The sequence below is a fragment of the Pseudoduganella sp. R-32 genome, from assembly GCF_049913245.1.
Lineage (GTDB): Bacteria > Pseudomonadota > Gammaproteobacteria > Burkholderiales > Burkholderiaceae_D > Rugamonas.
This window is the reverse complement of sequence record NZ_CP183987.1, coordinates 6,664,400-6,676,194: the sequence shown is the minus strand read 5'-3', so window position 1 is coordinate 6,676,194 and position 11,795 is coordinate 6,664,400. Positions and strand designations below refer to the sequence as shown.

Here is an 11,795-nt window from a genome sequence, read left to right as displayed (position 1 = left end):
CACCATGGGGTCAGGCTCTCGGGTGTGACACGGGCTGGAGTATTAGTCGGCCTTGATGGCTTCGACCTGGATTGCCAGCTTCACTTCGGGAGCGAAGGCTGGGGTGGCGTAGTTCAGGCCGAAGTCGGTGCGCTTGAATTCAGCCGAGGCGTCGGCGCCGCAGACTTCGCGCTTGTAGCGCGGGTGCATGATGCACTTGAACTTGTTGACCTTCAGGGTCACCGGCTTGGTCACGCCCAGCATGGTCAGTTCGCCTTCCACGGCTACCAGCTGGTCGCCTTCGAATTTGAAGTTCTTGCCCTTGTAGGTCACGGTCGGGAATTTCTCGACGTTGAACATGTCAGGCGACTTGGCGTGGGTGTTCATCTTGTCCATGCCGAAATCGATCGAGGCCGCGTCAATGGTGATGTCCATGCTGCCGGTCTTGGCGGCGAGGTCCATCTGGATGGTGCCGCTGGTCTTGTCGAACTTGCCGCGCCATACCGACAGGCCCATGTGGTCGGCTTCAAAGCTTGGGAAGGTATGGGTCGGGTCGATGTTGTAGGTCGCGGCGTTGGCGGCAACAGCGGATACGGCCAGCAGGGCGGCGGTCAGGAACTTCAGTTTCATGGTGTCTCCAGGGGGTTATTGAGCAACTACGTGGAACTTGATGGTCACTTCGTCAGCAACCATGCCGGTGTCTTTCCATTCGCCTTCACCAACGTTGAAGGCCAGGCGCTTGATCGGCAGCGCGCCGTCGAACACTTGCTTGCCGCCGTCGGCTTTGACAGTGATCGGGAAGGTGACGTCGGCGGCCTTGCCCTTGATGGTCAGCTTGCCGCTGACATTCAGCTTGCCCGGGCCGGCGCTTTTGATTGCGGTCGAGACAAAGGTGGCTTTAGGGAACTGGGCCGAGTTGAACCAGTCTTTCTTGGCCACTTCGGCGTTCATCTCGGCTTCGCCCAGGTCCAGGCTGGCGGTTTCGATTTCGACCGTGGCCTTGGAAGTGTCCGGCGCGGCAGCGTTGTAGTCGATGACAATATTGTGCTTCTTGAACTTCGATTCGATCGGCACGTTCATTTGCTTGAACACGGCCGATACGCTGCTCTTGGCAGGATCGGCTTTCAGGACTGCGGCGCTGGCTGCAGCCGCCACGGCCAGCAGGGCGGCCAGTAATACGCTTTTCTTCATGGGTGTGGCTCCAGGTTATGGCAGCATGCGCTTGAGCAGGCCGTCCTTGTCGATGAATTGGTGTTTCAGCGCTGCGCCGATATGGCCGATGACGACGGCGGCAAGCAGCATGTTCAGCCAGTAATGTACCGGTTTCAGGATTGCCTTGAGGGCCGGGCTGGCTTCAAACAGCGATGGGATCTTGAACAGGCCGAGGTAGACCACCGGCACACCGGCGGCCGTGGTGTACAGGTAGCCGGAAATCGGCACGGCGAACATCAGGAAGTAGAGGAACCAGTGGCCGGCTTCGGCGGCCTTCACCTGGCTCTGGCTCATGGAGCGGGGGAAGGCGGGTGGTTGCTGCTTCAGGCGCCACAGCAGGCGGCCGGCAGCCAGGGCGAGCACGGTAATGCCCATCCATTTGTGCCAGGAATAGTATTTGAGCTTGGTCGGGGTCAGGCCGGGGATGTCGGTCATCACCAGGCCGAGAATGAACGCGGCTACGATCAGCAGGGCGATCAGCCAGTGCAGCGCGATAGCAGTTCGTGTGTAGCGTTCCATTGTGACCCTTGGTAGATAGTACGTGTTAGGACTAATATACCAGAGGGTAACTTAACTTGCTTACAGCTTCCTTAAAACCGGAAAGTCTGGGTCTGACCCGCAGGGTCAGACCCAGACTGCGCAACGGCCGCGGGATTGGTTCTGGGCCTTTGACTTTTTGAGAAGGTCAAGAGCCTGGAACCAACCCCGTTGGCCGTGAGGTCATTCTGGGTCTGACCCTGTGGGTCAGACCCGGGTTTACCGGTTTTAAATGGCCTTAGCCAAGGAAGCAGCAATACCGGTGTAATTCGCCGGCGTCATCGCCAGCAGATGATCCTTGGCATCCTGGGGAATCGCCAGGCCGCCAATGAACTCACGCAGCGCTTCCCTGGTAATGCCCTTGCCGCGAGTCAGTTCCTTCAGCTGCTCATACGGATTCTCGATGCCATAACGGCGCATCACAGTCTGCACCGGCTCCGCCAGCACTTCCCACGACGCATCCAGGTCGGCTTCCAGGCGGGCAGGATTCACTTCCAGCTTGTTCAGGCCGCGCAGGCACGAGTCATAAGCCAGCAGGGTGTAGCCGAAACCGACACCGATATTACGCAGCACGGTCGAATCGGTCAGGTCACGCTGCATGCGCGACACCGGCAGCTTCTCAGACAGGTGCTTCAGAACAGCGTTAGCCAGGCCCAGGTTGCCTTCCGAGTTTTCGAAGTCGATCGGGTTGACCTTGTGCGGCATGGTGGAGGAACCGATTTCACCGGCCTTCAGCTTCTGCTTGAAGTAGCCCAGCGACACATACGTCCAGATATCACGGTTCAGGTCCAGCAGGATGGTGTTGGCGCGGGCGAAGGCGTCGAACAGCTCGGCCATGTAGTCGTGCGGCTCGATCTGGATGGTGTACGGGTTGAACACCAGGCCCAGGCGCTGCTCGATCACGTTCCTGGAGAACGCCGGCCAGTCGAACGATGGGTAGGCAGACAGGTGGGCGTTGTAGTTGCCGACGGCGCCGTTCATCTTGCCCAGGATTTCCACCTTGGCGATGCGCTCGATGGCGCGCTGCAGGCGGGCGATCACGTTGGCGAATTCCTTGCCCAGGGTGGTCGGGCTGGCGGTCTGGCCGTGGGTGCGGCTCAGCATCGGCAGCTCGGCGTTGGCGTGGGCGATTTCCTTCAGGCGGGCCACCAGGCCGTTCAGGGCCGGCACCATCACGCCGTCGCGGGCGGCTTTCAGCATCATGCCGTGCGAGGTGTTGTTGATGTCTTCCGAGGTGCAGGCAAAGTGAATGAACTCGGAGGCGGCCACCAGCTCAGGCACGTCCTTTACTTTTTCCTTCAGCCAGTACTCCACCGCCTTCACGTCATGGTTGGTGACGGCTTCGATTTCCTTGATGCGGGCGGCATCGGCTTCGGTGAACTCGGCAGCCAGCTTGTCCAGCAGGGCGGTGCCGGCCGCGGAAAACGGCTTGATTTCGGCGAAACCGGCCAGCGACAGCGCTTGCAGCCACGCGATTTCGACCTTCACACGGTGGTGCATGAAGCCGGATTCGGACAGGATCGGGCGCAGCTTGTCGGTTTTCGAAGCATAACGGCCGTCCAGCGGGGACAGGGCCGACAGGGTGGAGTAAGGAGTTGTCATGATAATGCAGGGAAGGGAGGCGGGAAAAAACAGGATTTTACCATTGGCCGGTCGTCGTCCTCCCGCCACTACGCTGCGCCTGCTATCGGGGCGCGATGCTATACTGTTGTCTAATTCTCCACTTTCAGCACCTATGAAACTAATCGGTTCTCTCGCCAGCCCTTATGTACGCAAGGTTCGTGTCGTCCTGGCGGAAAAAAAACTCGACTATCAACTGGAACTGGAAAACGTCTGGGCGCCCGACACCACCATCCAGAAACTGAATCCTCTCGGCAAAGTGCCTTGCCTGATCATGGAAGACGGCTACGCGATGCAGGATTCGCGCGTGATCGTCGAGTACCTGGATTCCGTGTCGCCGGTGTCGAAGCTGCTGCCACCGAATGGCCGCGAGCGCGCCAACATCAAGTGCTGGGAAGCGCTGGCAGACGGGGTGCTGGATGCCGCGGTGCTGATGCGCCTCGAGCGCAACCAGCGCCCGCCCGAACAGCAGAGCGAAACCTGGATTGCGCGCCAGATGCAAAAGGTGGAACTGGGCCTGGCGTCGATGTCCGAGCGCCTGGATGACGATCCTTGGTGTGCCGGCAACCATTATTCGCTGGCCGACGTTGCCGTGGGCTGCTGCCTGGGCTGGCTGAGCTTCCGTTTCCCGGATATCGACTGGCGCGGCAAGCATCCTAACCTGGGCCGCCTGTACGACAAGCTGTCCGAGCGCCAATCCTTCAAAGACACCGTCCCGCAGGCGTAAGCGCCGCCCCGCATGGCAGCCAAGCCACCGTCCCAGGAACGCCTGCAGATGGCGGACATCGCCCGCCTGGCGGGGGTGTCCACCTCCACCGTGTCGCGTGCTCTGGCCGGCAGCAAGCTGGTTAACGAGGAGACGCGCACCCGCATCATGGAGCTGGCGCGTTCGCTCAAGTACACCATCAACGTCGGCGCACAGAACCTGCGCCTGAAACAGAACCGCTCGGTGGCCGTGGTGGTGCCATCCGATGCCAAGGTGCACCAGAGCCTTTCCGATCCCTTCTTCCTGTCGATGATCGGCTCCCTGGCCGATGCGCTGACGGAGCAGGGTTTCGACATGCTGCTGTCGCGCGTGGATGCGGAGCAGCTCGACTCCGCCGCCACGCCGTTCGATACGGGCCGCGTGATCGGCATCATCCTGATCGGCCAGTGGGGCCACCACGACCAGTTGAACGAAATGGCGGCGCGCCATGTGCCGCTGGTGGTGTGGGGGGCGCAGATGCCGCAGCAGCTGTATTGCACCGTCGGCGGCGATAACCTGAGCGGCGGCCGCCTGGCTGCCGAGCATTTGCTGGCCGAGGGCCGGCGCCGCATTGCCTTCTTCGGCGATACGCGCCTGCCGGAAGTCGAGCAGCGCTACCGCGGCTATTGCGCGGCCTTGCAGGCGGCCGGCATCGCGCTCGATCCCGAGCTGTGCGTGGGGGCTTCCTTCCTGCCGGAAGGCGGGCGCGAGGCGGTGGCGGAACTGGCGCGGCGCGGCGTGCAGTACGACGCGGTGTTTGCCTGTTCCGACTTGCTGGGCATGATGACCATTAACGCCTTGCGCGAGCAGGGCCGCTCGGTGCCGGGCGATGTGGCTGTCGTCGGCTATGACGATATCGAGCTCTCTTCCTACTTCCATCCTCCCCTGACCTCGGTGCGCCAGCCCGTGCGCGACGCGGGGCGCGCCATGGTGGCAGCCCTGCTGGCACAGACCGAGGGCCAGGCGGCCCGCTCGATTGAACTTCCCACTTCCTTGATCCAGCGCGCCAGCTCGCGCTGATTGCAACCGTTTGCATTGCGCACGGCACTAGCGCACGAGCGTTCTGCAAATAATTTTTGCAATCGATTGCAATTTGCAAAAAGCTGATGAATAATGAGGCATCTGCAGATAAACAGACGCGGCCAGATGGCCGATGAATAAGCCCGATCAACGGAGGAGACAATGGTTTTACGTACAGCCCAGCGTGGCTGCATGGCTGCTGCCATCGCTGCTGCATTCGCCCACCCCGCCTATTCCCAGGAAGCTGCGCCGCAGCCAGCCCACGCCGACGACCAGGCGCCAGCGCCAGTGTCTGCTGCCGCGGCGCCAGCCGATGGCTTGAAGCTGGAGCGCGTGGTGGTCACCGGCACCGCCAGCCGCAGTTCCAAGATGCGCTCCAGTATCTCGGTCAGTACCATGGAGTCGGAAGCGATTTCCCTGTCCGCCCCGACCAGCGCCGCTGAAGTGCTGCGCTCCGTGCCCGGCGTACGCGCCGAGTCCTCAGGCGGCGAGGGCAATGCCAACATCACCGTGCGCGGCGTGCCGATTTCTGCCGGCGGTGCGCGCTATGTGCAGATGCAGGAAGACGGCCTGCCCGTGCTGCAGTCGGGCGACTTCAACTTCATCACGCCGGACAGCTTTGTGAAGATCGACGGTTCGCTGGACCACCTGGAAGTGGTGCGCGGCGGCTCGGCCTCGACCCTGGCCACCAACTCGCCGGGCGGCATCATCAACTTCATCAGCAAGACCGGCGAACAGCAGGGCGGCAATATCGGCATCCAGCGCGGCCTGGGCTACGACGAAACGCGCTACGACTTCGACTACGGCGGCCGCCTGGCGGAAAAGACCCGCTTCTTCATCGGCGGCCATTACCGCACCGGCGAAGGCCAGCGCAATACCGGCATGAACACGGAAGAGGGTGGGCAGATCCGCGGCAACATCACGCAGGAACTGTCGAACGGCTGGATCAGGCTATCCTTCAAGCACCTGGACGACAAGGCCCCGACCGCGCTGCCGGTGCCGGTGCGCGTCACCAATGGCCGCATCAGCGAAATCCCCGGCATCGATCCGCGCGACACCACGTTCTATTCGCCTTACTGGACGCGCGATATCTCGCTGACCAAGGAAAACGGCAAGGCATCGAGCAATGTCAACGACGGCCTGCGCGTCAAGAGCGACAGCTTCGGCATTGCCGCTTCCTTCGACCTTGGCAACGGCATTACCTTGAGCGACAGCTTCCGCAAGTCGAACAACAGCGGCCGCTTCCTCGGCGTATTCCCGGCAAATAACGGCGTGGCCGGCAATTACGTGATCGCCACCGGCCCGGACAAGGGAAAGGCCTATAACGGCATGGCCTTCTCCGCCGTGGTATTCAACACCTCGATCGACAACGCCGACAATACCCTGAACGACCTGAAACTGGCCAAGACCTTTACCATCAACGGCGGCAAGCTGACCGCCACGGGCGGCCTGTACACCTCGCTGCAGAAACTGGGCCTGACCTGGAACTTCAACGAATACCTGATGCAGCTTACCGGCGACAACCCCGCGCTGCTGCAGACCGCATCGGCCACGCCCGGCTATGTCGGACCGGCCTTTGGCGGCTGCTGCATGCGCGCGGTAGACATGGAATACAAGCTGCTCTCGCCCTACTTGAACGTGGGATGGGAAAAGGGCCCGCTGAACTTTGACGCCAGCGTGCGCCAGGATCGCCAGCGCGCCAACGGCACGGCCAATATCGCCACCAATGGCCTGGTCTACGAACCGGCCAACGAACAACTGGTCGACTACAAGATTCATCACACCTCGTATTCGGTGGGCGGCAACTACCAGCTCAATCGCGACCTGGCGCTGTTTGCCCGTGTCAGCGACGGCGTAGCCTTCAATGCGGACCGCATCTTGTTCGGCACGCCGCTCGATGGCAGTGCGCCGATCAGCATCAACACTGTGCGCCAGGTGGAGGGCGGGGTGAAATGGCGTTCCGGCAGCACCAGTGCGTTCCTGACGCTGTTCCGGGCCAAGACCGACGAATCGAACTTCGAAGCGACGACGCAGATCAGCACCGCCAACCGCTACGACGCCAAGGGCGCCGAGCTGGAAGCGGCATGGAGCTTGGGCGACTTCCGCATCAACGGCGGCTTGACCTGGACCGATGCCGAGATCGTCGGCGCTGCGGCTGGCCAGGAATCCACCATTGGACATACGCCGCGCCGCCAGGCGCGCATCACCTACCAGATTGCGCCTAGCTACAACGCCGGCCCGCTGACTGTGGGCGGCAGCCTGGTGGGTACTGGCCGCTCGTGGGCGGACGATGCCAACACCATCGACATGCCGGCCTTCCGCACCGTGAACCTGTTCGCACGCTACCAGTTCAACTCGCAACTGAGCCTGTCGCTGAGCGTCAATAACCTGTTCAACAAGATCGGCTACACCGAGGTTGAGGGCGACGGCCATGCCGCGCGTTCGATCGGCGGCCGCGCCGTGAAGATGGGCCTGAGCTACTCCTTCTGACCTGGAAACCGTCATGCCGATGTCTTCATCCTCCCACCATCTGTTCGAAGTCTTGCCGGAGGGGCGCCGTGCGCGAGCCGTGCGCCGCTATGCGGAGCATGCGCCGGCACTGCACAGTTGCCTGCATGCGCTGTATGGGCGCACTCCGGGCTTCGAGCTGTGGTATGGCCGCCTGCTGTCTACCGTAGCGGAGCTGCTTGCCGCACGCAGCCCGGCGCTGGCGGCGCTTGACGCCGAACGCGCTGCACAGCCGGGCTGGTTCCTCGGGCAGCAGATGCTGGGCTATTGCGCCTACGTCGACCGCCTCGGCGGCGACCTGCGCGGCGTCGCAAGGCGCATTCCGCACCTGCAGGAACTGGGCGTGCGCTACCTGCACCTGCTGCCTTTCCTGAAGATGCGCAAAGGCGAGAATGACGGCGGCTTTGCGGTAGCCAGTTTCGAAGAAGTGGAGCCGCGCTTCGGCAACAATGCCGACCTCGAGGCGCTGACGGAAAACCTGCGCGCAGCAGGCATCAGCCTGTGCTCGGATTTCATCCTGAACCATGTGGCGGACGACCATCCGTGGGCGCTGGGAGCCCGCGCCGGGGACCAGCGCCTGCGCGGCTACTTCCACCTGTTCCCGGACCGCGTGCTGCCCGACCGTTACGAAAAGACGCTGGGCCAGGTCTTCCCTCAGGCGGCGCCCGGCAATTTCACCGAAGTGCCGGCAGCGGGCGGCTGGGCATGGACCACCTTCTATCCCTATCAGTGGGACTTGAACTGGTCCAACCCGGAAGTATTCGCCGAGATGGCCTCGACGCTGCTGCGCCTGGCCAACCGGGGGATCGAAGTATTCCGCCTCGATTCCACGGCGTTCCTGTGGAAACGGGAAGGCACCAATTGCATGAACCAGCCGGAGGCGCACCTGATCCTGCAGGCCCTGCGTGCCCTGGCCTCCATCGCCGCGCCGGGTGTGCTGTTGAAAGCGGAGGCGATCGTGCCGATGCGCGAGCTGCCGGCCTACTTCGGCCAGGCTGCGCAACCGGAATGCCATATCGCTTACCACAGCAGCCTGATGGCGGCGGCCTGGGGCTCGCTGGCGGAGCAGGACGCGGCACTGGTGCGCAAGGTGGCCGAAGACACGCCGCCGCTGCCGCCGCACGCAAGCTGGCTCAGTTACGTGCGCTGCCATGACGATATCGGCTGGAACGTCCTGCGTGCGGAAGCCTCGGGGACGGGCGATCCGCAAGCGCGCCTTGCCGCGATCTCGCGCTTCTTCGCGGGTGACGGCGGCAGCTACGCACGGGGCGAAGCTTTCCAGAGCAGCGATCCGAACGCCGCGCACGGCAGCAACGGCATGGCGGCCAGCCTGGTCGGTCTCGAAGGCGCAGATGGCGCGGAGGCCGAAGGGCTGGCCATGCGGCGCCTGATGCTCCTGCACGGCCTGGCGTTAAGCTTTGGTGCGCTGCCGGTGCTGTACATGGGCGACGAGTTGGGGCAGGCCAACGATTACAGTTTCCGCCAGCGCCCCGACCGGGCGATGGATAGCCGCTGGCTGCAGCGTCCCGCCCTCGACGAAGAGCGCCTGGCGCAACGCCACGACATCAGCACGCAAGCGGGCCGCGTCTACGGGGCCTTGCGCGGCCTGGTCGCGGCCCGCCAGCGCATCCCAGCACTGGCGGCAGGCGAGCCGCGCTCGCTGCTTGCGTCGGTGTCGGCGGTGCTGGCGCTGCAGCGCGGCCATGCCTTCCTCGCGCTATACAACTTCTCGGGCAAGCCGCAGCAGTTCGCGCTGCAAGGCCAATGGACCGACGCCATCGAGCGCGGCACGCTGTCCGGGAAGATCACATTGGCGCCATGGGCCATGTGTTGGCTCGAGCGCGATCACTGAAAAAACATGATGGAGACAGCCATGTGTGTGGCAATGTTCGGCGAAGCCCTCGTCGATGATTTCGGCAGCGAGCAGGTAGTCGGCGGCGCGCCTTTCAACGCGGCGCGCAACCTGGCAGCCCTGGGCACGCCGGCCCTGATGATCACCCGCATCGGCCAGGACGCCAACGGCGCCGCCGTGCGCGCAGAGTTCGAGCGCTACGGCATGCCGCAATGGGGCTTGCAGACCGACCCCGCCTGGCCGACCGGCCGCGTCGTGGTGGAGCGCGGCCTGCAAGGCCACGCCTTCCACATCCTGCCCGGCCAGGCCTATGACCATATCGATGCCGCCTCGGCACGCGCCGCGTTCGAGCCGGCCAGGCCGCAGGTGCTGTACTTCGGCACCCTGGCCCAGCGCCACCTGACTTCGCGCACGGCGCTGATCGAACTGCTGGAAGCCAGCCAGGCGACCCGCTACCTCGACCTGAACCTGCGCGAAGGCCAGTACACGGAGCGCAGCGTCTACGAATCGCTGCGCCACGCCGACATCCTGAAAGTCAACGAAGACGAACTGGCGGCCCTGCTGGCCTGGTATGCGCCGGACGGTCCGCGCCTGGTAAAGGCGCATGATCCGGAGTTGCCGCCGGCGTGCTCCCTGCTGATCGAGAAATTCAGCCTGCAGGCAATGGTCGTCACGTTAGGACCGCGCGGCGCGATGTATATTGGCGCAGACGGCCGGGTGATCCGCGAGCATGGCAACGAAGAGCCGTACAAGCTGGTCGACACGGTGGGCGCTGGCGATGCTTTCTCCGCCGTCTTCCTGCACGGCCATGTGCAAGGCTGGGACTTGGCGCTGACCATGGCGCGCGCCAACGCCTTCGCCGGCGCCGTATGCAGCCTGTCCGGCGCAGTACCGCAGGACCTGGCGTTTTACGAACCATGGACCCAGCGCTGGCAAGCCGCAGCGGAAGGAGCCACGCGATGACGCAGCATAAACCGCATCTGTCGTTCCGGCAGATCGTCAACATGAACATCGGCTTCTTCGGCATCCAGTTCAGCTTTGGGCTGCAGCAGAGCAGCATGAGCCCGATTTACAAATACCTGGGCGCCGATGAAGCCAGCCTGCCTTACCTGTGGCTGGCCGGTCCCGTCACCGGACTGCTGGTGCAACCCGTCATCGGCGCCCTGAGCGACCGCACCGTTTCGCGCTGGGGACGCCGCACGCCGTACTTCCTGATCGGCGCCCTGATTTGCAGCCTGGGCCTGCTGGCCATGCCTTTCAGCCCTGTGCTGTGGATGGCCGCCGGCCTGCTGTGGATACTCGATGCGGCCAACAACGTGACGATGGAGCCGTACCGCGCCTTCGTCAGCGATCGCCTGGCCGTGCGCCAGCATTCGCTCGGCTTCCTGACCCAGAGCGCGTTCACGGGACTGGGACAGACGCTGGCCTACCTCACGCCCTCGATCCTGGTTTACCTCGGCATCAGCCGCGACGCAGTCAACAGCCACCACATTCCCTACACGGTGATCGGCGCCTTCCTGCTGGGGGCTGTTTTCTCGATCGCCTCGGTGTTGTGGAGCTGCTGGACCACGCCGGAATTGCCGCTGTCGCCGCAAGAAGAAGCGGAACTGCGTGCGAAACCCACCGGCTGGCGCCACACCCTGCAGGAAATCGCCGAGGCGCTGCGCGACATGCCGCCCACCATGAAGCAACTGGCCGTGGTCAAGCTGTTCCAGTGGTACGCCATGTTCTGCTACTGGCAGTACATCATGCTGGCGCTGGCGTCTTCGATCTACAAGACTTCCGACCCCGCTTCGGCCGGTTTCCGCGAAGCGGGCTTGCTGAACGGGCAGGTGGGCGCTTTCTACAACTTCGTCGCCTTCCTTGCTGCCTTTGCACTGGTACCGTTCACGCGCCGCTTCGGCCCGAAAATCACGCACAGCATCTGCCTGGCGGCTGCCGGCATCGGCATGCTCAGCATTCCGCTGATCCGCGAACCGCTGCAATTGCTGTGGCCCATGCTGGGCATCGGGCTGGCCTGGGCCAGCATCATGGGCAATCCCTACGTGATGCTGGCAGGCAGCATACCGCCCGAACGCACCGGCGTGTACATGGGCATCTTCAATATGTTCATCGTGATTCCGATGATCATCCAGATTTTCACCTTGCCACTGTATTACCGCAGCTTGCTGCACGGCGACCCTGCCAACGTGGTGCGCCTGGCCGGTGCGCTGCTGCTATGCGCAGCCGTGGCCGTACTGTTCGTCAAGCTGCGCGCCGCACGACCGCGGTCCGACACTGCTCCGCGCCAGGAGGCTGTTTTGCTAAAATAGCCCGAGCCGA

10 protein-coding genes are annotated in these 11,795 nt (G+C 63.3%); 6 read left to right on the top strand and 4 right to left on the bottom strand.

The window, feature by feature from the left end; genetic code table 11:
• Nucleotides 1-42 precede the first annotated feature (42 nt).
• The 4 genes from ACN9MU_RS30580 to purB form a co-directional block, all read right to left on the bottom strand.
• Nucleotides 43-609, bottom strand: a complete 567-nt coding sequence (locus tag ACN9MU_RS30580; RefSeq protein ID WP_426165864.1) for a YceI family protein — start codon at nt 607-609, stop codon at nt 43-45.
• Nucleotides 610-624: 15 nt separating this feature from the next.
• The gene (locus tag ACN9MU_RS30575; RefSeq protein ID WP_426165862.1) at nt 625-1,170 is read right to left on the bottom strand and encodes a YceI family protein; all 546 of its coding nucleotides are present in this window, start codon (nt 1,168-1,170) and stop codon (nt 625-627) included.
• A 15-nt stretch (nt 1,171-1,185) separates the two neighbouring features.
• A complete protein-coding gene (locus ACN9MU_RS30570; protein WP_426319571.1) occupies nt 1,186-1,710 on the bottom strand; it encodes a cytochrome b in 525 nt (174 codons plus the stop codon).
• A gap of 246 nt (nt 1,711-1,956) precedes the next feature.
• Nucleotides 1,957-3,330, bottom strand: a complete 1,374-nt coding sequence (purB, locus tag ACN9MU_RS30565) for an adenylosuccinate lyase (RefSeq protein WP_426165860.1) — start codon at nt 3,328-3,330, stop codon at nt 1,957-1,959.
• Between the two features lie 133 nt (nt 3,331-3,463).
• Here purB and ACN9MU_RS30560 point away from each other — a divergent pair, with 133 nt between their 5' ends.
• The 6 genes from ACN9MU_RS30560 to ACN9MU_RS30535 all read left to right on the top strand — a co-directional run bounded on the left by ACN9MU_RS30560 (nt 3,464) and on the right by ACN9MU_RS30535 (nt 11,785).
• Nucleotides 3,464-4,075 carry a glutathione S-transferase family protein gene (locus tag ACN9MU_RS30560; RefSeq protein WP_426165858.1) on the top strand — a complete coding sequence of 204 codons (612 nt, stop codon included), beginning with the start codon at nt 3,464-3,466 and terminating at the stop codon, nt 4,073-4,075.
• Between the two features lie 12 nt (nt 4,076-4,087).
• Nucleotides 4,088-5,113, top strand: a complete 1,026-nt coding sequence (locus tag ACN9MU_RS30555) for a LacI family DNA-binding transcriptional regulator (protein ID WP_426336574.1) — start codon at nt 4,088-4,090, stop codon at nt 5,111-5,113.
• 162 nt (nt 5,114-5,275) lie between these two features.
• Complete coding sequence (locus ACN9MU_RS30550) at nt 5,276-7,603, top strand: TonB-dependent receptor (RefSeq protein WP_426336573.1); 2,328 nt, start codon at nt 5,276-5,278, stop codon at nt 7,601-7,603.
• 13 nt (nt 7,604-7,616) lie between these two features.
• Nucleotides 7,617-9,473, top strand: a complete 1,857-nt coding sequence (locus tag ACN9MU_RS30545) for an alpha-amylase family protein (protein WP_426336572.1) — start codon at nt 7,617-7,619, stop codon at nt 9,471-9,473.
• Nucleotides 9,474-9,494: 21 nt separating this feature from the next.
• Entirely contained in the window at nt 9,495-10,436 is a 942-nt protein-coding gene (locus ACN9MU_RS30540) for a PfkB family carbohydrate kinase (protein ID WP_426343884.1), read from the top strand.
• Complete coding sequence (locus ACN9MU_RS30535; RefSeq protein WP_426336570.1) at nt 10,433-11,785, top strand: MFS transporter; 1,353 nt, start codon at nt 10,433-10,435, stop codon at nt 11,783-11,785. Before ACN9MU_RS30540 ends, ACN9MU_RS30535 begins: the two co-directional genes overlap by 4 nt.
• The last annotated feature ends 10 nt before the right edge of the window (nt 11,786-11,795 follow it).